22 protein-coding genes and 1 tRNA gene are annotated in these 22400 nt (G+C 55.1%); 11 read left to right on the forward strand and 12 right to left on the reverse strand.

What is annotated here, in order from left to right; genetic code table 11:
* Positions 1-6 precede the first annotated feature (6 nt).
* The 3 genes from fliQ to rcsA all read left to right on the forward strand — a co-directional run bounded on the left by fliQ (position 7) and on the right by rcsA (position 2048).
* The gene (fliQ, locus tag AFK62_RS12200; protein WP_004388139.1) at positions 7-276 is read left to right on the forward strand and encodes a flagellar biosynthesis protein FliQ; all 270 of its coding nucleotides are present in this window, start codon (positions 7-9) and stop codon (positions 274-276) included.
* 11 nt (positions 277-287) lie between these two features.
* Complete coding sequence (gene fliR / locus AFK62_RS12205) at positions 288-1076, forward strand: flagellar biosynthetic protein FliR (protein ID WP_007670271.1); 789 nt, start codon at positions 288-290, stop codon at positions 1074-1076.
* 348 nt (positions 1077-1424) lie between these two features.
* Positions 1425-2048: a transcriptional regulator RcsA gene (gene rcsA / locus AFK62_RS12210; protein ID WP_032984275.1), complete on the forward strand. Its 624-nt coding sequence runs from the start codon at positions 1425-1427 to the stop codon at positions 2046-2048.
* 169 nt (positions 2049-2217) lie between these two features.
* Here rcsA and dsrB read toward each other — a convergent pair whose 3' ends face one another.
* Entirely contained in the window at positions 2218-2406 is a 189-nt protein-coding gene (gene dsrB / locus AFK62_RS22685; protein ID WP_007670278.1) for a protein DsrB, read from the reverse strand.
* Between the two features lie 123 nt (positions 2407-2529).
* Between dsrB and AFK62_RS22690 the strand changes: the two genes are divergently transcribed.
* Positions 2530-2742: a DUF2525 domain-containing protein gene (locus AFK62_RS22690; protein WP_007670280.1), complete on the forward strand. Its 213-nt coding sequence runs from the start codon at positions 2530-2532 to the stop codon at positions 2740-2742.
* 303 nt (positions 2743-3045) lie between these two features.
* A complete protein-coding gene (locus AFK62_RS12225) occupies positions 3046-3861 on the forward strand; it encodes a mannosyl-3-phosphoglycerate phosphatase-related protein (protein WP_007670282.1) in 816 nt (271 codons plus the stop codon).
* 3 nt (positions 3862-3864) lie between these two features.
* On the opposite strand, the gene dgcQ is transcribed toward AFK62_RS12225, so the two are convergent.
* The 3 genes from dgcQ to AFK62_RS12240 form a co-directional block, all read right to left on the reverse strand.
* The gene (gene dgcQ, locus AFK62_RS12230) at positions 3865-5535 is read right to left on the reverse strand and encodes a cellulose biosynthesis regulator diguanylate cyclase DgcQ (protein ID WP_007670285.1); all 1671 of its coding nucleotides are present in this window, start codon (positions 5533-5535) and stop codon (positions 3865-3867) included.
* Between the two features lie 201 nt (positions 5536-5736).
* Complete coding sequence (locus AFK62_RS12235) at positions 5737-5919, reverse strand: YodC family protein (protein ID WP_007670288.1); 183 nt, start codon at positions 5917-5919, stop codon at positions 5737-5739.
* Positions 5920-6008: 89 nt separating this feature from the next.
* Positions 6009-6923 carry a DUF808 family protein gene (locus AFK62_RS12240; protein ID WP_007670293.1) on the reverse strand — a complete coding sequence of 305 codons (915 nt, stop codon included), beginning with the start codon at positions 6921-6923 and terminating at the stop codon, positions 6009-6011.
* Between the two features lie 178 nt (positions 6924-7101).
* Here AFK62_RS12240 and yedA point away from each other — a divergent pair, with 178 nt between their 5' ends.
* Positions 7102-8013 (forward strand): drug/metabolite exporter YedA, encoded by a 912-nt coding sequence (gene yedA, locus AFK62_RS12245; RefSeq protein WP_007670297.1) that lies wholly within the window; start codon positions 7102-7104, stop codon positions 8011-8013.
* A 3-nt stretch (positions 8014-8016) separates the two neighbouring features.
* Here the strand turns inward: yedA and AFK62_RS12250 are convergent, their stop codons facing one another.
* Genes AFK62_RS12250 through AFK62_RS12260 form a run of 3 tightly spaced genes read right to left on the reverse strand, consistent with a single transcriptional unit; the run spans position 8017 to position 10690 of the window.
* Positions 8017-8514, reverse strand: a complete 498-nt coding sequence (locus tag AFK62_RS12250; protein ID WP_007670299.1) for a very short patch repair endonuclease — start codon at positions 8512-8514, stop codon at positions 8017-8019.
* Positions 8498-9931, reverse strand: coding sequence for a DNA cytosine methyltransferase (locus AFK62_RS12255; protein WP_007670304.1), 1434 nt, complete (start codon positions 9929-9931; stop codon positions 8498-8500). The genes AFK62_RS12250 and AFK62_RS12255 overlap by 17 nt, the downstream gene beginning before the upstream one ends.
* Positions 9932-9991: 60 nt before the next feature.
* Positions 9992-10690: a phosphohydrolase gene (locus AFK62_RS12260; RefSeq protein ID WP_007670307.1), complete on the reverse strand. Its 699-nt coding sequence runs from the start codon at positions 10688-10690 to the stop codon at positions 9992-9994.
* Positions 10691-11356: 666 nt separating this feature from the next.
* On the opposite strand from AFK62_RS12260, the gene ompC reads away from it, so the two are divergent.
* A complete protein-coding gene (gene ompC / locus AFK62_RS12265; protein ID WP_007670309.1) occupies positions 11357-12481 on the forward strand; it encodes a porin OmpC in 1125 nt (374 codons plus the stop codon).
* A gap of 154 nt (positions 12482-12635) precedes the next feature.
* Positions 12636-12875: a DinI family protein gene (locus AFK62_RS12270; protein ID WP_007670310.1), complete on the forward strand. Its 240-nt coding sequence runs from the start codon at positions 12636-12638 to the stop codon at positions 12873-12875.
* Between the two features lie 77 nt (positions 12876-12952).
* On the opposite strand, the gene AFK62_RS12275 is transcribed toward AFK62_RS12270, so the two are convergent.
* A complete protein-coding gene (locus AFK62_RS12275) occupies positions 12953-14158 on the reverse strand; it encodes an IS1/IS1595 family N-terminal zinc-binding domain-containing protein (protein WP_053531936.1) in 1206 nt (401 codons plus the stop codon).
* A gap of 212 nt (positions 14159-14370) precedes the next feature.
* Here AFK62_RS12275 and AFK62_RS12280 point away from each other — a divergent pair, with 212 nt between their 5' ends.
* Positions 14371-15930, forward strand: coding sequence for a bifunctional metallophosphatase/5'-nucleotidase (locus AFK62_RS12280; RefSeq protein WP_007670312.1), 1560 nt, complete (start codon positions 14371-14373; stop codon positions 15928-15930).
* A 54-nt stretch (positions 15931-15984) separates the two neighbouring features.
* Complete coding sequence (locus AFK62_RS12285; RefSeq protein ID WP_007670313.1) at positions 15985-17511, forward strand: aryl-sulfate sulfotransferase; 1527 nt, start codon at positions 15985-15987, stop codon at positions 17509-17511.
* Positions 17512-17584: 73 nt separating this feature from the next.
* Here AFK62_RS12285 and AFK62_RS12290 read toward each other — a convergent pair whose 3' ends face one another.
* On the reverse strand, positions 17585-18379 hold the full coding sequence (locus tag AFK62_RS12290; RefSeq protein WP_007670314.1) for an SDR family NAD(P)-dependent oxidoreductase: 795 nt from the start codon (positions 18377-18379) through the stop codon (positions 17585-17587).
* Positions 18380-18388: 9 nt separating this feature from the next.
* Complete coding sequence (locus AFK62_RS12295) at positions 18389-19255, reverse strand: type 1 glutamine amidotransferase domain-containing protein (RefSeq protein ID WP_007670315.1); 867 nt, start codon at positions 19253-19255, stop codon at positions 18389-18391.
* A gap of 124 nt (positions 19256-19379) precedes the next feature.
* Here AFK62_RS12295 and AFK62_RS12300 point away from each other — a divergent pair, with 124 nt between their 5' ends.
* Positions 19380-20282 carry a LysR family transcriptional regulator gene (locus AFK62_RS12300; protein WP_053531937.1) on the forward strand — a complete coding sequence of 301 codons (903 nt, stop codon included), beginning with the start codon at positions 19380-19382 and terminating at the stop codon, positions 20280-20282.
* Between the two features lie 7 nt (positions 20283-20289).
* Here the strand turns inward: AFK62_RS12300 and AFK62_RS12305 are convergent, their stop codons facing one another.
* Complete coding sequence (locus tag AFK62_RS12305) at positions 20290-21831, reverse strand: sensor domain-containing diguanylate cyclase (RefSeq protein WP_007670320.1); 1542 nt, start codon at positions 21829-21831, stop codon at positions 20290-20292.
* Between the two features lie 420 nt (positions 21832-22251).
* Positions 22252-22341, reverse strand: a tRNA-Ser gene (locus AFK62_RS12310).
* Positions 22342-22400: the final 59 nt, after the last annotated feature.

Raw genomic sequence — 22400 nt, forward strand, 5'->3', positions numbered from 1 at the left:
TACATGATGACGCCAGAATCGGTCATGATGATGGGCACGGAAGCCATGAAAGTTGCGCTCGCGCTCGCCGCGCCCCTGCTGCTGGTGGCGCTGGTAACAGGCCTGTTTATCAGTATTCTCCAGGCGGCTACCCAGATTAACGAAATGACGCTGTCGTTCATTCCTAAAATTCTGGCGGTGTTTGTGGTTATCGTGGCGGCAGGCCCGTGGATGTTGAATCTGCTGCTCGATTATATGCGCACCCTGTTCTCCAACCTGCCGTATATCATCGGCTGACGGCCGAACACATGCTGCAATTTACAAGCGACCAGTGGCTCCACTGGCTGACTCTCTACTTCTGGCCGTTGCTGCGCGTGCTGGCGCTTATCAGCACCGCACCGATTCTGAGCGAGCGGTCAATCAGCATTCGCGTCAAGATTGGTCTTGCGCTGCTGATTACTATCGCGCTCGCGCCCAATATTCCTGGCAGCAACGTGCCGATTTTCTCGCTCGAAGGCCTGTGGCTGGGCTTGCAGCAAATTCTTATCGGCATCGCCGTCGGCTTTACCATGCAGTTCGCGTTCGCGGCGATACGTACCGCAGGCGAGCTTATCGGCTTGCAAATGGGGCTGTCGTTCGCGACCTTCTTCGATCCGGGCAGCCGCCTGAACATGCCGGTACTGGCACGTTTTATCGATATGCTGGCGATGCTGCTGTTCCTGACGCTCAATGGTCACCTGTGGCTTATCTCCATTCTTGCCGATACGTTTCATACGCTGCCGATTAGCGGCGAGGCTATCAACAGCAATGTGTTTATGGCGCTGACGCGCGCCGCCAGTCTGATTTTTGTCAACGGCGTGATGCTGGCGCTGCCGCTGATTACGCTGCTGCTGTCGTTAAACCTGGCGCTTGGCCTGTTAAACCGTATGGCACCGCAGTTAACCGTCTTCGCGATAGGCTTCCCGCTGACCCTCAGCATCGGGATGATTGTAATGGCTGCGTTAATGCCCTTAATAGCACCGTTCTGTGAACATTTATTCGCAGAAATATTTCACTTGTTGACTGATATCGTTAGCGAAATTCCAGCCAAAGGTTAACCCTTCCCTCTTAATGGTCATCCTAAGGAAATTCCTAATATGGAAAATATATTCTCCGGCTGACCATACATCCCAGGCGGAATTAATGATTTTACGCCTCTCACATAACCGGATCGCCTCTTTACTTTAAGAACTTTCCTGGCAAATTATACGTAACTTTACGGGATAGTTGGGGTCGCCTGAAGGACTTAGATATCCGGCTGATACGATTCACGCTATCGGTCTGCGATACGCCGTTTTACGCTTTCTTATCCCGTAATTGCTGGTCTTAGCAGAACGGCGGTCGTTCTCAGGCTGGTGGAGCAATCGTTGTGCTTTAACGGATAACGCGTTTAGTGAGGGTAGGCTATGTCAACGATTATTATGGATCTCTGCAGCTATACCAGGCTCGGTCTAACCGATTATTTATCATCGAGAGGAGTGCGAAAAAGACAGATATATCATGCTGATAGCGTTTCAAATCTGGAACAAGCCTGTCAGGTACGCAAGCCCCATGTGGTGTTTATTAATGAAGACTGTTTTATTCACGATCCGCAGAGCAGTCAGCATATAAAGCACATCATTAATCAGCATCCCGGTACGTTATTTATCGTTTTTATGGCGATTGCCAATATTCACTTTGATGAATATTTGCGGGTGCGTAAGAATCTGTTAATTAGCTCTAAATCGATTAAACCAGAGTCGCTGGATGCCATTCTGGGGGATTATTTAACCAAAGATATTCAGTGCATCGGTAAAATTAGTTTGCCTACACTTTCGTTAAGCCGCACTGAATCAAGTATGCTCAGAATGTGGATGTCGGGCCAGGATACGATTCAGATTTCCGATCAGATGAATATTAAGGCCAAAACAGTTTCGTCACACAAGGGTAATATTAAACGTAAAATCAAGACCCATAATAAGCAAGTGATCTATCATGTCGTGCGGTTGACCGATAATGTCACCAACGGCATATTTGTGAATATGCGCTAACGCAGCACGTTAATTGTTACTCTGTACCCTACGCCCTTCGTTCTGAATTAACCGGAACGACACAGTCATTTTTCATCGCATCGCGCAAGCGAGGATGAACGATGCGCCAAAAAATGACGCCGCCCTGTATTACCGGGGCGGCGTGATAATAAGCAAGATGTATGACGCGTTATTCTACTTTTTCAACAAATACCCCGTCAGGATGATCTTTTTCATTAAAGAACCATATCCCCAGCGGATACTCTTCCAGTGAAACCAGGTACATGGTGCCCTCATTAAATGGCTCAACAGCCAGCACCACACCGGGGCGGCGTGGCCCGCCATCCGTCTTAACGGTAACTCTGTCGTTAACGTTCATAACTGCTCCTCTTATCACTATTGAGCCAGTGTAGAACAAATCCGCTTTGCTGGCACCGCCCAACGTGGTTACACGCCTGCGGGTGACTATACTTAGAGCGAGGGGAAGCCAGAGGTGAATGCCATGAAACCGGAAAACCCAACGCCCGATGCGCCGCAGGCGGATATTGACGCCCTGCTTGGCGCCATCGAGGTCATCAGTGAACACGAGCAGTCTATACCAGACCCCGTCTCCCCGACGGCGGCGGATACGCGCAAGCCAGAGGCGTGTCGTGAACTGGGCGAGGAGTTTGAACTCGATATCCGCGATGCGGGGCCAAGCGAGGTGAACCACTGAACATAAAAATATCCCGGCCTGGGGAGCCGGGATAAGCTTGCGAAAGCAAGAAGCACTTAAAATTCGTTACACCAGGGAAACTGATGTCGATGAACAACATACCGCAAAAAAATTGCAGTACAAGGATATATTCTTTTCGTGAATAATACGCTGCTAATATTATTCACGGATATATTCACTGCGAGCCAATAACTGCGCGCCTCTCATGGAAACGATCCCGAAATCCCCCTGCAAACGAGGCTGATGAATTGAGATTATTCCTGGACTGCGGTGGGATCGATGGCGCACAAAAAAGGAGCCGATATGGCACATCTGAATGACGATTTGCTGGTCATCACCGACCTCGACGGCACGCTACTTGACCCGAACACGCACGAATGGACGCCTGCTCAGGCGTGGCTTGAACGCTTAATCGAACATGATGTGCCGGTTATCCTCTCCAGCAGCAAAACGGCGGCAGAGATCATCGCCTTACAGGCGGCGCTGGGGCTGGAAGGACAACCGTTTATCGCTGAGAACGGGGCTATCGTTCAGCTTGATGCCACCTGGCAGGATAATCCCGACTTCCCTCGCCTGCTCAACGGCATGCCGCATGATGAGATCCTGGAGATTATCAACCGGCTGCGTCACGAGCAGGGCTATAAGCTCTTTTGTTTTAGCGATGTCGATGAAAAGACGATTGCCGAGTGGACGGGACTTAGCCCGAAACTGGCGGCGATGGCCACCCTACTCGAAGCCTCCGAAACCGTTATCTGGCGCGACAGCGATGAGAATCTGGCGCGCTTTAGCGCAAGCCTTGAGGCGCTGGGTTTAATGTTAATCGAAGGCGGGCGTTTCTGGCACGTATTGGACGTACGCGGCGGCAAAGGCCAGGCGGCGAACTGGCTTAAAGAGCAATACCGTAAGCGGGAAGGCAAGCTGCGCACCACGCTTGGCCTGGGCGACGGGCCGGACGACGCCTCGCTGCTGGACAATGTGGATTTCGCGGTGGTGGTTAAAGGCCTGAGCCGTCAGGGCGTTATGCTTAAAAACGACGATCCGCAGCGCGTCTATCGCACACACGCAAGCGGACCGGCGGGTTTCAGTGAAGGACTCGATCACTTTTTGGGTAAGGTGTAGCCCCTACCCTTCATGACACACCTGGTTGCGCCCGCCCTGCTTCGCGAGATAGAGCCGGTGGTCGGCTATCGACTGCAGATGCTCGAAATCGTAATCGCCATCGCGCTGCGCTTCGCTGACGCCGACCGACACGCTGATGCGAATGGTCGTGTCGGGGCGCACCAGGATCTCCTGACTGTTGATCCGCTGGCGGATACGCTCAGCCACCTGGCGCGCGTCCTCAGAGGCGGTACCTGGCAAGATGATGCAAAACTCTTCGCCGCCCACGCGTCCGGCCACGTCGTCTGAACGTAGCGTGCGGCTCAACATGCCTGCCGCCCACGTCAGGACTTTGTCTCCCGCCTGATGACCGAAGCGGTCATTGATGCTTTTGAAATGATCGAGATCGAGCTGAATAACGGAGAACGGCTGTTGCTGTTCATTGCACGCTTTTGCGGCAAGACGCGCGCGTTCAAAGAATGCGCCGCGGTTAAAAAGCCGGGTGAGCGTGTCATACCAGGCGCGCCACTTTAGCGAGCGCTGCATGGTCAGCATATTGCGCACCATGCCGACAATCACGCGCCAGGAGATAAACAGCATGGCGGTGAAAAGCAACCACAGCAGGCCAAGCACCATCGCGACTTTGCCAAATTTGCCCTCCGCGCTCTGGGAAAATGTCGTGACTTTCACCAGAACACCATCGAAATAGTCCAGCTTCGCCCAGGCGATAAAGCGCGTGTCCATGCGCGCGTCGCCGGCGTTTCCACGCTCCATCTGGCGCGACAGTATTGCTTTATCCTGCGCGCTAAACCGCAGCGCAGGATCGATGCCGGACGACGTCGTGGCAATCAGGCTTAACTGGCGATCAAACAGCAGGATTTCACCGCCCGCATCGTCATTGCTGAGTGCATTTTTCAGGAAGTCACGCATCGCGCGGATAGGGAAATCCATGGCCAGCACCCCAAACCAGCGCCCCTCATCATCAAGCGGAATGCTGGCGGTGACGCGCTGCCCTGAAGGCATGCTCAGATCGGCACCGTGCAGCCAGCGCACGCCACGCGCCGGGTTATTGCGTAAGGACTGACTCAGAAACCAGCGGCTGCTGACCTGCTGATAATATTGCTCCGGGACGCTTTCATTGCCAAAAAACGGCAGGCTGGTGAGATAAAAGCCGGCGCGGGAGACGTAAAAGGTGCGCATTTCCGGGCGCTCACCGCGGCTGTCGGCGATGCTCAGCATATGCCCGAGCGCCAGTGTTGCATTCAGTTCGTTAGGTAAGCGCGCTTCGTCGCGTTCAAGCAGCGTACTCTGGGCGATAAACTTATCTGACACGCCCTTAATCGGCAGCGCGAGATCGCGCTCTGTCGGCAGCGACCACGCCGATTTTGCGCGGTTGGCCTGGAAAGCGGCTATCGCGTTATCGGTTTCCGGCCCGGCTAACAGGTTATGCATGGCATAGCGCATACCTGCGCGGTAAAACAGCAGTTTATCTACGCTGTATTGCAGGTTACGGTCCATCGCGGTCGCGATGGTATCGAGCTGGTTACGCTGGGAGGAGATAAACGCCTCCTGCAGAATGACGCCCTCACGCCAGGTCAGTAGTGTGGAGAAGATAAACACGGCGCAAAAGCAGAGGTTGACGACCCGTATGGGATGTTTTGTGCGCCAGCGGCTGATGAGGATCTTGTCAGGCACGTCAGACTCCCTGTACTGATAAAGGCTCGACTCAATGAGGCATGGTGAAGGTCAGGCGGCTCAGATAATACCAGGCGGCGCGGATATTAAAAGTGTGGCCGTATTTTTAGGTATTGTCGCCTGGAAAGCGAAAGGATGTCGTTGATCTTTTGCAGAAAGGGAGGGGAATGAAAACGCCCGGCGCTAAGGCCGGGCGTTATTTCAACGACGCGCTTCGCGAGGCTGTCTTTCACCGGGAAGCAATTCATCTTCACGAAACGCCTCCCGTTGCACGCCATAACCGTCATACCAGCGGCACTCGACCATGCCACTGGAATAACCGGTAACGACCATGCGCTGACCGCTGTTTTTGCGCTGAACTTCATCGCTGACCAAAAAGACCATAACTGCCTCCTTTATCAGTGTGAAAACATCCAGAAGATAGTCAACGCGCGCGAGCTTCGCCTGCCATGTCCTGTAAAACAGGAATATTCTCAGTGGGCAGCTTTACCACGCAGTCGCCCGATAAGCGTGACCACGCCCAGCACCACGGCCCCGATGATAAAGCCCAGCACCATATTCAGTACGGTTGGCATCACCGCCGCGCCAATGCCGCCGAGACCCTGCGCCCAGTGTTCGATAGCGTGATGAAGCGGCGTAACGCCATGCACCACAATGCCGCCGCCCACGAGGAACATGGCAATGGTCCCGAGGATAGTCAGCGCTTTCATCAGCCACGGCGCGGCGACCAGCAACCCTTTCCCCACACCTCGGGCGATAGCCGAACGCTTCTCGGCAAGCCAGTAGCCCATGTCGTCAAGCTTCACGATAACGCCGACAATGCCGTAGACACCAAACGTCACCAGAATAGCGATACCGCTTAGCACCAGCACCTGGCTTAACAGCGGCTCTTCTGCCACGATGCCAAGCGTAATGGCGACAATCTCAGCCGAGAGGATAAAGTCAGTACGCACCGCGCCTTTGACTTTGTCCCGCTCGTAGACTTTCGGGTCCTGTTTTGCGATAGCGTCGAGACGTTGCTGGCGCTGCTCCGGGGTTTCTTTATGTTTGCGCGCATGCAGGCTGTGCAGCACTTTCTCCACGCCTTCAAAACACAAAAATGCGCCGCCAACCATCAACAGCGGCGTAATTCCCCAGGGCGCGAAGGCGCTGATGATAAGCGCCAGCGGCACCAGAATCAGTTTATTGAGCAGCGAACCTTTCGCAACCGCCCAGACGACCGGCAGCTCGCGATTGGCGCGCACGCCGGTGACCTGCTGCGCGTTAAGGGAGAGATCGTCGCCCAGCACCCCTGCGGTCTTCTTTGCTGCCACTTTTCCCATCATTGAGACATCGTCCAGCAGCGTGGCGATATCATCCAGCAGCGTTAATAAACTACTTCCGGCCAAAATTTCATTCCTTCGTGTTGTGATTCTGGAGTGGTAAGTATGGAGCAAAAGCCTGGGCCCTGAAACTACCACCTTCTGTCAACGCAAAATTAACTTAAGTGAAACAATTAAAAACCTCGCCTGCGCAATAATTTTAGCGTTCACTATAAGCGTTCTTTATTTTGCGTGGTGAGGGAGTATGCGTTTCGGTCGTGTTTTACCGCTGTTGGGCGCGCTGTTTGCGCTGTATATCATCTGGGGTTCCACCTATTTTGCCATTGCTGTCGGCGTGAAGAGCTGGCCGCCGTTTATGATGGCGGGCGTGCGTTTTCTCTGTGCAGGCGTGCTCCTGCTCTGTTTCCTGCTGCTGACCGGTCATAAGCTTCCAGCGCGGCGTCCAATGCTAAACGCGGCGCTGATAGGCGTTCTGCTGCTGGCGGTGGGCAACGGTTTCGTCACGGTCGCTGAACATCAGCATGTGCCGTCCGGCATCGCCGCCGTCATGGTGGCGACCGTTCCGCTTTTCGCCCTTGTTTTCAGCCGCGTGTTTGGTATTCAGACCCGCAAGCTTGAATGGCTGGGTGTTGCCATCGGCCTTGCGGGCATCGTGCTGCTCAACAGCGGCGGTAACCTCAACGGCAATCCGTGGGGCGCACTGCTGATTCTGATTGGTTCGTTAAGCTGGGCATTTGGCTCGGTATACGGCTCGCGTATTGAACTGCCTACCGGCATGATGGCGGGCGCGATTGAGATGCTGGCGGCGGGTCTGGTGCTGATCGTCGCCTCGAGGCTGACCGGCGAGACGCTAACCGCAATGCCCGATCTGTCTGGCTTCCTGGCGGTCGGCTACCTTACGCTGTTTGGCTCGGTTATCGCGATTAATGCCTATATGTATCTCATCCGTAACGTCTCGCCTGCCGTCGCCACCAGCTATGCCTATGTCAACCCGGTGGTCGCGGTGTTGCTCGGCACCGGGTTTGGCGGCGAGAGTCTCTCCTCCATCGAATGGGTTGCGCTTGGCGTGATTATTGTCGCGGTTCTGCTGGTAACGCTCGGTAAATATCTGCTGCCGGCAAAGCCTGTCGTGACGCCCTGCCCGATTGAGAAATAGCGCCTAACCGGCGGGCGGCGCAGGCCGCTCGTCATCCAGGGCATGAATGCCCTGGATATCTATCTGCGCATACGCCCCGCCACTGCAAATCCACTCCTCCAGCCGCTCGGCAAGCGCCGCATCAGAGAGCTTCTCGCGCCCGCGCAATGCACATTCCCAGACCAGCAACACGCGCCAGCCTTCTGCGCGCAGCGTCGCGACGTCGCGCTTATCGCGCGCCACGTTTTTGCCGATTTTATCGAGCCAGAAGTCAGTGCGCGTGGCAGGCACTTTAAAGAGATAACAGTTGTGGTGATGCCAGAAACAGCCGTGCGTGAAGATAACGCAGCGGTAATCATCGAGCACGAAATCAGGACGTCCTGCGAGTGCGGCATCCTGTACGCGAAAGGTAAAGCCGCGCTCGGTCAACAGCGCGGCGAGCCGCTTTTCAATGGCGGTATCGCGGGTGCCGATAGCGCGCATGTTTTTACTGCGGATGGCTTTACTATGTACGTCCGCCATCTGATGTCTCCAGGCGCAGGCGCACCGCTGCATCAATGCGCGGACGCAATAGCTGTGCGACCGCCGCAAAAGCGGGAACGACGACCGAATTGCCGAACTGCCGGTACGCCTGGGTATCGGAAACCGGGATACGGAACGCATGGCCCTGTGGCGCCTCAAAGCCCATCAGGCGCGCGCATTCGCGTGGCGTCAGGCGGCGCGGACGACGCTGCTGGTTGGTCGCATCATCAAAGTCTTGCTCACCTCGCGCTTTATCCCAGCCGCGGTCGATTAAAATCTCCGCGCCGTCTTTGTAGTAACGCGCCGAGAGCGTACGCGCCACGCTGGCGGGGTTTTGCGGGTCGACCAGCCCGTAGCCGAACCCGTTGCCCTTCGCCTGATGTTTCTGGGCGTAGCGGTAGAGGTATTTCCAGAGCGTCGGGGTTAGCACATAGCGGGCATCCACTGTCGGGTCGAGCAGTTCACCGAACGCCGGACGACGCGCCGGATAAAATTCCGGCAGCGCGCGCAGCGTAAAACCCTCGTGCAGTTGCAGATCGCGACGAAAACCGACCAGCACGATACGCTCGCGGTGCTGCGGCAGGAAATGTTTGCCATCAATGATTTTCGGATCGTCCGGGCCCATTTCTCTGGCATCGGCCACTTCATAACCCAGTTCATCCAGCGTCTGCATGATGATGCGAAACGTGTTGCCTTTATCGTGGCTTTTGAGATTTTTGACGTTTTCCAGCACAAAAATAGCGGGCTGGCGGGCGGCAATAATGCGCACCACATCGAAAAAGAGCGTGCCCTGGGTTTCGCAGGCAAAACCGTGCGCGCGGCCCAGCGCGTTTTTCTTCGACACGCCGGCCAGCGAAAATGGCTGACACGGAAAGCCTGCCAGCAATACGTCATGCTGAGGAATGCTGGCGCGAATATGCTCGGCGGCGGCCTCATCGCTCACATCAGGCTGGTGGCTTAACGTGACGTCGCGGATATCCTCATTGAACTGATGCTGCTGCGGGTCGCAATACCAGTTGGCTTTATAGGTGCGCACCGCGTGTTTGTTCCACTCGCTGGTAAACACGCACTGGCCGCCCGCGGCTTCAAACCCGCTGCGGATACCGCCGATACCGGCGAAAAGATCGATAAAGCGAAAGGCGTAGTGCGGATGATGGCGCGGCGGTGTCGGGAGCAGCGCCACGAGGCGGCGATACTCGCCCGCACTCAGGCGCGCACCGTCGGCGTTTAGCTGCTGGCGTTTAAGCCTGGCGCGGCTCCAGCGTTTGTCGCCCACGTCGTTTAATATAGCCACCAGCGTTTTGGTGTCGTAAATCTCCTGCACTTTTTGCAGCAGCGCGTGTGCGCTCAGCCCAGAGGCGCCGTGACCCTCTGCGCCCGCCAGTACGTCCTCAATAACAGAATGATTTTCGAGCATTGCGTTAGCCATACAGAACGGATATCTGACAGAGTAACACACTTTCGCGCGGGGCTGCGGTTAAGGCGTCACCTGGATAAAGCGGCGCATGACCTCTTCATCAAGCTCGCAGTAATCGCCTTTCAGCTCAGCGCACAACTTGGCCATATAGTGAACAAGAAAATCGGCGTTGTGGCGCGCAAGCGCCCTGCCCGCCTCGGTTTGCATGGTGTCGGGCAGCGTAAGGAGCTTTTTCTGGAAGTGATCGAGCGCCCAGGCGGTGTCATCGAGTTCCCGGTTGCACGCGAGCGGATCTTCGCTGTCAAAGAGCGCGCGGCCAAGCGCGCCAGAGACATAAAAGACGCGCGCAAGACCAATCGCGCCGAGCGATTCCAGCCGGTCGGCATCCTGCACGATCTTCGCCTCCAGCGTGCCAGGCGCGATCCCGGCGCTGAAGCTGTGCGCACGCACGGCATGCGCCACGGCGTCATAGTCTTCATGCGGAAAATCGGGAAAATGCGTTTCAAGAATGTGCAGCGTCTCTTGCGCCGCGAGCGTCGAGGCCAGGTGCCGCTGCGGGTGGTTTTTCGGGAGATTGACGATATCGTGGAAATAACAGGCGGTCAGCACCACCAGACGGTTAGCCTCACTCCCCGTCATGATCTGCTGAGCGGTTTTCCAGACGCGGCGAAAATGCGCGACATCATGGGCTTTATCATCCTGATTCCAGCTTTGATGCAGCCAGTCTTCAAAACGCTGCTGCCAGTGGGTTAGCGACATAGAGACTCCTTTTGCGCAGGTCAACCAGATTTGCTTTTGTAATGCAGATCACAAAATTAGCATGCTTCAGGCACACTTGCGCGATCTGTTCTTTACGCGATGCAGTAAAACCTCAAGCGCGTTTTTCCTGACGCGACCAGACACACGCGCCTTTTTTATTTAGCCGATGAATATTCTATTTCAATGACACTGCGGAAAATCCATTTTTATCGGTTCACGTTTGACGTATTTTATTTTCATCAAGACCGAAGGCGGATTTGTCCGTCTCGCCAGCTGAACGAGCCATCGCTCTTTTTTCCTAAAATTAATTATCAAAATAATAATTAACAGAGAAACGATATGTTATTTGTCAGGCTCGAAAACTCCCCTGACCATGAGAAGCCATATCCACCCCAGCCCAGACGCAGCGCGCCTTTTGCGTCTACTAACTCCATGACCGCCTCATCATGCCGCGCATAATTTCACGCTAAACTTATAGATAAAAATAATATTTACAATACACAGATAGGCAACCCGAATAATTAAATACCGTCCGTAAGCTGCACCATAAAATAGCTTTTGTGGCGTTTTTTCATTCTGTTAATATGCGTGCCGCGGAAGCGATTCCCGCCTGTTATTTATTGATACCATTCATTTACATTATTTATGACGATAAGGAAATTGATAATGAAAAGAAAAGCACTGGCACTGGTTGTACCCGCATTATTGCTCGCAGGCGTCACCCATGCGGCGGAGATTTATAATAAAGACGGTAATAAACTGGATCTGTTTGGCAAAGTCGACGCACGCCATACCTTCTCTGAGAACCCGGGCGATGACGGCGACGGCACCTATATGGAATTCGGTTTCAAAGGCGAAACCCAAATCAACGCTGAACTGACCGGCTATGGCATGTGGAACTATAAAATCATGGCCAACAGCCCGGAGGACAGCAATACCTCCTATAACAAACTGGCGTATGCCGGTCTGAAATATGGCGACTACGGCTCATTTGACTATGGCCGTAACTACGGCGTCATTTATGACGTCGAAGCCTGGACCGATATGCTGCCGGTGTTCGGCGGCGATTCCTACACCTACAGCGACAACTATATGGTTGGCCGCGGCAACGGCATGGCGACTTACCGCAACACGGATTTCTTCGGTCTGGTCGATGGCCTGAATTTCGCGCTGCAGTACCAGGGCAATAATGAAGACGACGGCAACGGCAACGAAGGCACCGCGGGCGGTCATGGCGTGCAGACGCAAAACGGCGACGGTTTTGGCCTTTCCACGACCTACGATTTCGGCATGGGCTTTAGCGCATCCGCCGCGTATTCCACCGCCGATCGTACCGCAAAACAGGTTAACCTTGGCCGTGGCGACTCGATTGTGGCAGGCGGCGATCGCGCGGAGGCCTGGGCGATGGGCCTGAAATATGACGCCAACCAGCTTTATCTCGCTGCAACCTATGCAGAAACCCGCAACATGACGCCCTACGGCGACACCATTGCGATTGCTAACAACACGCAAAACATCGAAATCGTCGCGCAGTATCAGTTCGATTTCGGCCTGCGTCCGTCACTGGCGTATCTGCAATCCCGCGGCAACGATCTGTGGTATGCCGGTAAATACCAGGACAACGACCTGGTGAAATACGCAGATGTTGGCGCCAGCTGGTATCTTGGCAAAAATTTCCTCACCTATGTTGATTACAAAATCAACCTGCTGGATGAAGACGATAGCTTCTATAAAGACAACGGTATCGCGACCGACGACATCCTCGGCATCGGCATGGTGTACCAGTTCTGACCGCTTTTGCCCCTCTGGCTTACAGGCCCGCCACGTGCGGGCCTTTTTATTTTTAGCGTTCTTCACATGCCCACTCACTCTGCGCTTTACCGGATGCCAGCCGGGCGCTATAGTGTGCCGGGACTGTATATATATCCATACTGTGGAGTTTTCCATGTTTGTTGAACTGGTTTATGACAAACGCAATGTCGCAGGCTTGCCCGGCGCGCGCGAAATTATTCTCGATGAGCTGACCCGCCGCGTACACCGCATCTTCCCGGATGCTGAGGTGCGCGTGAAACCGATGCAGGCGAATGGCCTCAATTCGGACGCCAGTAAAAGCGATCGCGAAAAGCTGAACCGCATGCTCGAAGAGATGTTCGAAGAAGCTGATATGTGGCTGGTCAACGAATAAAAGCGAGCAAAAGGCCCGCTCGCGGCGGGCTTTTTACTGGCGGGCGGCGCGCTCTGCTGCTATCAGACATGATTGCCTCATAACCGTGTCGTCAGTGTATTTACGCGCTGCTGGTTATAGCGATACGCGAAGCAGACCAGTTGCTGGCTGACAATGCCCGCTCGGTGATATCCCCAGCGCCCGACGCCAGGCTGTCCACGCAGCCAGTTGAGAAACGCTGTACAGGACTGAAGCGAGATGGCCTGCGGATCGGGCGGCACCTTCTCACCGGTCAGTATTCCAATCATCTTGCAGGTGATCCCGTTCTCCCACTGCTGCCATCGGTTTTTCCACCAGCCAATCCGCCAGCTCCCGCAATGCCGGTAGACGTGCTGCGCCATGGTTTCCGCTAGCGCCTCTTCCACCACAAACCACAGGCTTGTTTTCCCGGCGCTGACTTCCGGCGCCCAGGCTGTGATAGCCGCGCCGCGCAGCACACATTCATGCGCCAGACTATGGCAGGTCACCTCAGGGAAACGTCGTCGAAGCCACTGAAAATGTCCGTGAATAGCGATGACCGGGCGCAGCACGGCCCCCGGATCGTTACGCCGCAGCGCCACATCGCCATAGTGAATGTCGTCAAACTGGCGACGACGCATAAACCGCGCCTCCTGCTCCCTGATCCGCGCCTCGCCATGCAAGGCACAGATGGCGCTTTCTGGCGCGCCCCCTGCGTAGCGCAGCGCGACATCCGGCTGCCAGTCGCAATAGCTGGAGGTGATTTGCAGAACCTGTCCGGTCTGCGCATCCGTACTCAGCACCATATACAGGGGCTGATCCGGCGCCTGCCCCAGTACCGGCACGGTAAATACCTGCGTGGCGATATGCCTGACGGGTGACGTTACCGGGCAGAGATGCGCCTCACACCAGGCTGCCGCCTGTGCAAGCGTTCGATAATATGCGCGTTCGCTGTGCGACTCTCCGCGCCACACCCGCGCCAGGCACTGGCGAATCGCGTTTTGCTGCCGGACATTCGGCTGTTGGGGAGTAAATACTTTACGGCATTCGCGACACTGCAGGCGTTTACGGCCACACGCCGTGGCGCCGTAATGGATAATCGACGGGCTGGCGCAGTGCGGGCACCCCGTACCGCTATGTTTAAGTTTCTGCGCCAGAAAGCGTGCATACCATTCATTGAAAAGCGGTTCATTAAAGAGCGGCGGCAGGCTGCCGCATCGCGAGCAGTGGAGTGCCGGGTATCCGAGTCGATAAACAGGTTGTTGATAATCACGGGAATCCGCCACGCCTAAATTCGGGCATGACCAGCTTTTACATACATTCAACCTGACCTTTAACGCTGTTGCCATTCTTACCGCCCACTTATTTTGTCAGTTGCCTGATTCTGAAAAGGCTTCACCAGACGGTTTGTGCATGTAATCACAAAAGCCAACCCGCACGCGGAAAAAAATAACCTGGCATGACGTTTTTTATTTTCCGTTATTAAGGAGCAATAGCGATGAAAAGAGCAATAGTGTCTTTACTGGTGGCCGTGGGCGTGTCATTACCTGTTTTTGCGCAGGACGTGACCATTATTTATACCAACGACTTACATGCCCATGTCGAGCCTTATAAAGTGCCGTGGATAGCCGACGGCAAGCGTGATGTCGGCGGCTTTGCCACAATTTCAGCCCTGGTCAAACAAGAAAAGGCCCGCAACAAAGCCACGTTTTTCTTCGATGCCGGGGATTATTTTACCGGCCCTTATATCAGCAGCCTGACAAAAGGGCGCGCAATTATTGATATTATGAATACGATGTCATTTGATGCGGCGTCTGTCGGCAATCATGAATTCGATCATGGCTGGAATAATACGCTGGTACAGTTAAGCCAGGCGACATTCCCGGTATTACTGGGCAATGTGTTTTATCAAAACAGCGACATGCCCTTCTGGAATAAACCCTACGTTATTCTGGAAAAAGACGGCGTAAAAATTGGCGTCATTGGATTGCACGGCGTGTTCGCCTTTAACGATACGGTCTCGTCGTCGACGCGTCAGGGTATTGAGGCGCGCGATGAAGTGAAATGGCTGCAACATTATCTCGACGAGTTACGCGGCAAAGTCGATGTCACGGTCGCGCTTATCCATGAAGGCGTGCCGGGCCGTCAGTCCAGCCTTGGCAGCACGGATGTGAAACGCGCGCTGAATAAAGATATTCAGACTGCAAGCCATGTCAAAGGGCTGGATATTCTGATTACCGGCCACGCGCATACCGGCACCCCGGAACCGATTAAAGTAGGCGACACGCTGATTATGTCTACCGACAGCGGCGGTGTGGACATCGGCAAGCTGGTGCTGGATGTGTCGCCAGGCGCACATCGTCATCAGGTGAAAAGCTTTGAACTCAAAACCCTCTACGCCGACGATTTCACGCCCGATCCGACGACGCAAAAACGTATCGATGAATGGAACAAAAAACTGGCCGAAACTGTCCGCCAGCCCATTGGCGACACCCCCATTACGCTTACGCGCGCCTATGGCGAATCCTCTCCGCTTGGCAATCTCTTTACCGATGCGATGATGGCAGCGGCCCCTGACGCACAGCTGGCGCTCACCAACTCCGGTGGCCTGCGTGACGACATCCCCGCAGGCAAGATCACCTACGGCGGCATTATTAGCGCGTTCCCCTTCCCGAACGAACTGACCGTGATGGATCTTTCCGGCAAGCAGTTAAGTCGCCTTATGGAGCACAGCGCGGCGCTGACCAATGGGGTACTGCAAGTGTCGAAAGGCGTGATAATGCGCTATGACGCGTCAAAACCTGTCGGCCAGCGCGTGGTGCAATTCACACTTAACGGCAAACCCATCAGCGACAACACGGTGTATCGCGTGGCGACTAACAGCTTTCTTGCGCCGGGCGGCGACGGCTTTATGGATTTCAGCGAAGGCAAAAATAAGCAAGTGCGCGGCGGCTATAACCTCTCAGATGCCGTTATCGATTATCTGAAAAACGGTCATCAGATTGTCCCTGCTGACGTCCAGGAAATGCGCGTCAGTAAAGCAGCGGCCCAGAACTGATCGGCGATAACGCCCCGGCACGCTTTGCCTTCATTTTCTTAAAGGAACCGAATAATGACTGTTGTCCATGTGCAAACTGAACTTGCGCCTGCCAATAACCAGCTGGCAGCGTATGTTTATTTCCGAAGCGATACGCCAGTGACCTTTACCTATACGGTCGCAGGCCGCACAACCAGCCCCGGCAGTATCGATTTTACTTACACGCTGGATCGCTGGGTAACCAATACGCAATCGCTGATCAAAGTCCCGGTGATTGGCCTGTATGCGAATTACGCGAATCAGGTTCGCATTATTTTTACCGAGCAAAACGGCAATGTGGCGTACGACAGTACGCTGGTTATCAGCACCGAAAACCAGACTTACCGCGACGCGACGATATTTCATCTCGATATTGAGCAGACCGACCCGCAACGTTTTACCACCGTCTGGGGAAATAGCTGGTTGATGACGACATTTTGCGATGGCTACGATCGCAACGGCGATTTACGCTGCTATTACGAGGCGCCTTATCGCAACCAGATGCTGAAAACTCACGACGGTTATTTTTATATTGGTAGCGATGAAGATGAGCACTGGTATGCCCGCCGGTTTTACAAAATCGATATTCTGGGCAACCCGGTGCTGGAATATGAATTACGCGACGAGAACGGTAACCGGTATACCAATACGCACGATTTAACGTGGGATACTGCCGGGAACCTTTATATGATCGCCAGCGATTACCCGGATAGATCTACCGCGACAATGCGTGACGATGCATGGATCCTGAAGTTTGACGACAGCACCGGCAAAATGCTCTGGCGGAAAAATTTCACCACCGCATTTGATAGCAGCAACATTCTTAATAACAGCGGCGCCAACGATGTGCATTTCAATTCACTCTCGCATATCCCTGAAAGCGCGAATAACAGCGAAGCGATCATTGTCCATTCACGCACCGCCAGCGTGACACTGGGTATTTCACCGGATGATGGCCATATTTTATGGTCTATCGATACCGGCAAATATAACCCTGACGTTCCGGCTTACGAGACGGTGCCGCGGCTCGATACCAGCGGCATTCAGGAGAGCGATAACGGCGCACATACCGTTTTTGTCACGCAAAACAGTTATTTCAATGACTTTAACGATATCAGCACCGGGAAATTTGTTTTATCGCTCTTTAATAACCGCTCCTGTGCAGATGCGAACGCAAAAGCCGTGGTGCGCCCCATTAATGAAGCGGCAACCGTAACCCCTTATCGCGCCTTGCCCATACAAGTGCTGTTTTATGCCGTGGATCTCGCAGCCAGTACGGTGAAGCAGGTGGGCACCGTGATCACCTTCCCGCAGGCGCGTGTCCCGCAAATCACCGATTTCATGGGGGCCGTCTTTGACTATGGCAATTACTACACCGTGTATACAAACCTTGCGCGGTCGTTTTTTATTACCGACGCCACCGGCAATGTTATCGCTACGGTTTACGATGTGATTTGTACGCTTGATGGTTATCCGGAATTTCCCGGCCAGTGCTATCGCGCGCGGCTCTTTTCTCAAAATGAATTGCAGTCGTTAGTCACTACGGCATTTACGCTTGCATAAATGTCGCGCACAGCAACACAGACAGGCCTGCAAGCGGGCCTGTCTGTGTCATTGTAACCATCGGGTCGAGGCGTTACAGAATCGAACGGAAGGTGCCGCCTTCGACGCGCACCGCCGCACCGTTGGAGGCAGCACCCAGCGGGCTTGCCAGTAGCGCGACCATCGCGGCAATTTCATCGGCGTCGATCATACGTGCAATCAGCGAGCTGGGGCGGTAAGTCGCAAAGAAATTCGCCTCAATCTGCGCATCCGTCATGTCTGGCTGTGGGGCAGTCTGACGCAGATAATCCATAATCCCTTCTGAGCGGGTGGCCGAGGGCAATATGCTGTTGACCGTAACCCCGGTACCTTTGGTGAGTTCCGCCATACCGCGAGACACCGCAAGCTGAGCCGATTTGCTCACCCCGTAGTGGATCATGTCCGGCGGTGTAAACGCCCCCACTTCGCTGGAGATAAAAATAACGCGCCCCCAGTTGCTCTTAAGCATCGCAGGAAAATAGTGGCGGGAGAGCCGCACCCCGGACATCACATTAACGTCAAACATCCGCAGCCACGCCTCGTCATCAATTTCCGCAAACGGCGTTGCCTCATAAAAGCCCAGATTGTTCACCAGAATATCCGTCTGTGGCTGATGGGCCACAAGCGTCGCGACGCCCTCCACGGTACTGACATCCGCCAGCACGCCGGTAACACGCCCGCCGGGCGCAGCGGCCTCAATTGCAGCGACCGCGGCGGCAAGCTTCGCGCTGTCGCGCCCGGTGAGGGTCACCGCCGCGCCTTCCTGTGCCAGCCTGCGGGCAATGGCCAGGCCAATCCCCGCCGTGGCTGCCGTGACTACCGCCGTTTTGCCGTTCAGTTGCAAATCCATACCTGTTCCTTACTGATGTTTAACAGAAGATGATTTCAGACGTGAGAGCAACGCCTGCGCGACGCCCGATGCCGACGCCGGGTTCTGCCCGGTGATGAGCTCACGGTCCGTCACGATATGCGCGGTAAAGGGCTCGGTGTTGCTGCTGTATTTTCCACCCGCCTGCTCCAGCGCAGTTTGCGGGTAAAATTTCATCGCACCGCCTTTGGGCAGCAGCCCTTTGGCTATCTCCTCTTCCGCATCACTGATAACCGTCATCCGGTAGCCCGCGTAGATCCAGCCAGGCTGTGCGGCTGCATGGCCTGTCTTGGCCAGCGTGCGGGTAAATGCCTGTGCGTCCGGCAGCGTAGAGAGCAGCGCGATGGGTCCGTGGCAGACCAGCGCCGTCGGCTTACCGGCGGCATGAAAAGCGGCCAGCGCCTCACCCACCGCCGGGCTTGCCAGCAGATCCTGCATCGGGGCATGACCGCCCGGAATATAGATTGCGTCAAACTGTCCGTAGCCTCTCTGTGCGGCGCGCGCCAGGCTAATGACCGGCGAGGCGTCAGGCGAGGTGAGCTTCAGGGTGTCGAGAAGTGCCCGATGCATGCGACGCGCGTTCTCGTCGTTATTGAAATACATCTTGTCGTCAGAGGATTTATCCAGCGTCGGCGCGAGGCCGTTCGGGGTTGCGAACGTCACCTGATGTCCGGCATCGAGCAGGCGTTTTACCGGCTGCATCAGTTCATTGAGATAAAACCCCGTCGGGAAGACTTTGCCGTCTTTGAGATCCAGATGGTCGGCGTCAGATAGCACCACCAGCACGCTGGCAGCCTGCGCATGCAGCGCCGCGAGGCCGAGCGCGGCGGTGAGGACAAGATGGCGAATGATTTTCATAGATGCTCCTGTGCAGTGTTCGGGTAAGGCGCAAGCCACGCTTGCGCAATGGGCACACTGTAGTGTTTCCTAAAAAGTGGATAAACTACCGCAAGAGACATTCATTTGTTCTTCAGGAGACATAATGAGCCGACGCTTCGCCCATCTCAGCGATGTGGAAATTTTCGTCACGATTATTGAAAAGGGGTCGATCACGGCGGCGGCAGTGACGCTCGCGACCACGGCGTCGGTGTTAAGCCGCGCGCTGACGCGGCTCGAGACACGCCTCGGCGTGCAGCTGGTAAGGCGCACTACGCGCCAGCTGAGCCTGACGCAGGCCGGTCGCCACTACTACGAACAGGCGTGCAGCGCTTTCGGGGTATTTGAGCGCGCCGAGCGCGATATTCAAGGGCGCGGCGCGGAGACGGTGGGCCATGTCCGGCTCAGCGCACCCACCACCTATGCGCATTACCGGCTTCCGGCACTGTTACAGCGGTTCGCCGTGCAGTATCCGGGTATCACCGTCGAGCTGAATATTACCAACCGTAATGTGGATCTGGTGGCCGAAGGGTATGATCTGGCGATTCGTCTGGGGACGCTGCCCGACAGCCGCCTGGTGGCGCGTAAGCTGGAGGACGCGCGGCTGTGTCTGGTCGCAGCCCCGGTCTATCTGCAACAGCACGGCGAGCCGCAGCACATCAGCGACCTTGCGCGTCATCACTGCCTGCCGTTTATCATGCCGAGCAGCGGGCGCATCGCCAGCTGGAGCCTCTGTGAGAATGACCAGCCTGTGGAGTGGACACCCAAAGGGCAGATACAAGTTTCTGATGACATTCTGGGCGTGATTTCTCTTGCCACCCGTGGCGCGGGCATTTGTCAGACCTACGATTTTATCGCGCGGCCTTTAATGGCAAGCGGCCTGCTGCGCGAGATTTTGCCGCACACCCGCGGGCGCACACGCCCTTTCTCGCTGATTTACGCGCCGCACAAGGGGCTTTCTTCCGCCAGCGAGGCGCTGATCCGATTTATGCAGCAGGTGACAGATTAAGCGCCGGTTATGTCAGGCGCACCGCCCGGTTGCGCCCGGTGCTTTTCGCCTGATAGAGCGCCGCATCGGCACCTTTGATAAGCGCCGTCAGGCATTCCATCCGCCCGTTCGATACCATGCTGTAGCAACCGGCGCTTATCGTCACAACGCCTTCCGGCAGTTCGGTATCCGGGTGCGGCAGCGCTTTCTCGCGCACCATGCGCACGACTTTTTCGGCAACGCGCTCTGCGTCGTCCGGCGAGGCGTCAGAAAGCACGATAGCGAACTCCTCGCCGCCGTAACGGGCCACCAGATCGCCGTGATTAAACGATGCCTGTTGCAGCACGCCACCAATACGGCGCAGACAGGCGTCGCCCGCCACATGACCGCGGTTATCGTTGTAGCGTTTGAAATAATCTACATCAATAAGAATGAGCGACACCGGATGCCCCGTCACGGCGGAGTCCGCCAGCGCCTGTTCCAGAAAAGCGTCAAATCGTCGTCGGTTGGCAAGCCCCGTCAGGCCGTCAATCATCGCCATTGAATGCAGCGTCTGGTTAATTTTTACGAGTTCATCACGCAATGTCGCAAGCTCATTACGGTCGCGGATGTTGACTCTCACCTGGCGGAAAAGCACCGCCCCCATCAGAATAATGGCCGTCAGCAGCGCGCCGTTAATCAACAGATCCGGAATGCTGTTTTGTAGCCAGGCCGTGCGTAACGTGTCTTTATCGTAACCGGCCACCACCACAATGGGATAACGCGTAGAGCGCGCAAACCCGTAGATTCTGACGGCTTTGTCGAGCGCAGAAAGCCAGGTGGCGCTTCCCTGTCGCGAGCGCAGCAATACCTGCGTAAAAAGCGGGCTTTCAGAAAGATCCTTGTTCAGTACTTTCTCATCAAACGGGCGAATATAGAGCGGCTTACCGTCCACCAGCAGTAGCGCCAGGATGTCGTTATTCGTGAGTTCAAAATAGCTATAGAACTGGCGGAAGTAGTCCATTTTCACGGTCGCCATCACGATGCCCGCAAAACCGCCAGTGATGTCATTGATACGCAGAGAAACCGGGATAACCAGTTCGCCGCTGATTTTACTGCGCACCACATGGCCGATGTGCACGCCCATCCAGCCATGATCTTTGTGATATAGAAAATCGTCCCGGTTGGCAATGTTCTCTTCTGACGGCACGGGCGTGAGCGAACTGTTACGCCACATGCCGTGTGCATCATAGATAAAAAGCCCATCCAGTTGCGGCAGGCGCTGTTCCAGCTCCGTGAGGGAGGCGTTAAGTTCCGGGTCGGGAAGATAACCGTAGGCAAGATTGCGACGGATCTCTTGTAAGGTCAGCTCTGTCTGCAAAAATGTGTCATCGGCCTGACGCACCTGTGAAAGCGAGAGGTTTATCGCTTTGCTCTCCGCCTCGGCCACCGTGCGATCCCAGGACAGATAGAGCGTTACCGCATTCGCTGCGATACTGCCCGCCAGCAGGATAAACAGAAAAAACGCCAGGCTTCGGCCTAAAGGAGTATCAAGCGCTAAGATGCGAATAAACTGTCTTTTGTCAGGCACGACTGCCACCTCCTGCGTATCCCGTCGCGTTGCATAAATTTTACTGAAGTTTATCAGAACGGCTTTCCGGTCATTTTCCACTCACGGTTGCACGCTATGGCTCGCACAAGCCTGAAAATTCCGGGGGTTATCTTATGAAGCTCATGGAGTAAGAATAGTACTCTTCGGGCAGGAGGGGCATTTCACGCAGGAAAGAGGCTTAACATGCGTAAAGAAAAGGTAATGAATGGCTCGCCGTCGCTAACCAATGGCATTTCCAGCGCTATCTGCGATCGCGTTCCAGGTTAAAACGACCGATGAAAACGAGACAGGCATTGCACAGAAAAGCAGACGCAAACGCTGGTTTTCACCGCGATTTGTCTCAATTTTTCTCAACGGGATTGTTATCACTGAAAGGCGAGGCGCTAAGTGTTTGAATAGTGGCGGAGAGAGGGGGATTTGAACCCCCGGTAGAGTTGCCCCTACTCCGGTTTTCGAGACCGGTCCGTTCAGCCGCTCCGGCATCTCTCCGTACTTGAGGTTGCCATGATGCCAGGATCTTTGGCATTTTAACAGTCCCTGCCTCTTCG

The sequence above is a fragment of the Cronobacter condimenti 1330 genome (genome assembly GCF_001277255.1).
GTDB classification, from domain to species: domain Bacteria; phylum Pseudomonadota; class Gammaproteobacteria; order Enterobacterales; family Enterobacteriaceae; genus Cronobacter; species Cronobacter condimenti.

Bases quoted from the DNA above. Each gene is read 5' to 3' on its own strand.
- AFK62_RS12280 (WP_007670312.1), top strand. From the start codon at position 14,371: ATGAAAAGAGCAATAGTGTCTTTACTGGTGGCCGTGGGCGTGTCATTA.
- AFK62_RS12270 (WP_007670310.1), top strand. From the start codon at position 12,636: ATGTTTGTTGAACTGGTTTATGACAAACGCAATGTCGCAGGCTTGCCC.
- AFK62_RS12290 (WP_007670314.1), bottom strand. From the start codon at position 18,379: ATGGATTTGCAACTGAACGGCAAAACGGCGGTAGTCACGGCAGCCACG.
- AFK62_RS12295 (WP_007670315.1), bottom strand. From the start codon at position 19,255: ATGAAAATCATTCGCCATCTTGTCCTCACCGCCGCGCTCGGCCTCGCG.
- yedA (WP_007670297.1), top strand. From the start codon at position 7,102: ATGCGTTTCGGTCGTGTTTTACCGCTGTTGGGCGCGCTGTTTGCGCTG.
- AFK62_RS12300 (WP_053531937.1), top strand. From the start codon at position 19,380: ATGAGCCGACGCTTCGCCCATCTCAGCGATGTGGAAATTTTCGTCACG.
- fliR (WP_007670271.1), top strand. From the start codon at position 288: ATGCTGCAATTTACAAGCGACCAGTGGCTCCACTGGCTGACTCTCTAC.
- rcsA (WP_032984275.1), top strand. From the start codon at position 1,425: ATGTCAACGATTATTATGGATCTCTGCAGCTATACCAGGCTCGGTCTA.
- AFK62_RS12260 (WP_007670307.1), bottom strand. From the start codon at position 10,690: ATGTCGCTAACCCACTGGCAGCAGCGTTTTGAAGACTGGCTGCATCAA.
- fliQ (WP_004388139.1), top strand. From the start codon at position 7: ATGACGCCAGAATCGGTCATGATGATGGGCACGGAAGCCATGAAAGTT.
- AFK62_RS12255 (WP_007670304.1), bottom strand. From the start codon at position 9,931: ATGCTCGAAAATCATTCTGTTATTGAGGACGTACTGGCGGGCGCAGAG.
- dsrB (WP_007670278.1), bottom strand. From the start codon at position 2,406: ATGAACGTTAACGACAGAGTTACCGTTAAGACGGATGGCGGGCCACGC.
- AFK62_RS22690 (WP_007670280.1), top strand. From the start codon at position 2,530: ATGAAACCGGAAAACCCAACGCCCGATGCGCCGCAGGCGGATATTGAC.
- ompC (WP_007670309.1), top strand. From the start codon at position 11,357: ATGAAAAGAAAAGCACTGGCACTGGTTGTACCCGCATTATTGCTCGCA.
- AFK62_RS12285 (WP_007670313.1), top strand. From the start codon at position 15,985: ATGACTGTTGTCCATGTGCAAACTGAACTTGCGCCTGCCAATAACCAG.
- AFK62_RS12225 (WP_007670282.1), top strand. From the start codon at position 3,046: ATGGCACATCTGAATGACGATTTGCTGGTCATCACCGACCTCGACGGC.
- AFK62_RS12235 (WP_007670288.1), bottom strand. From the start codon at position 5,919: ATGGTCTTTTTGGTCAGCGATGAAGTTCAGCGCAAAAACAGCGGTCAG.
- AFK62_RS12250 (WP_007670299.1), bottom strand. From the start codon at position 8,514: ATGGCGGACGTACATAGTAAAGCCATCCGCAGTAAAAACATGCGCGCT.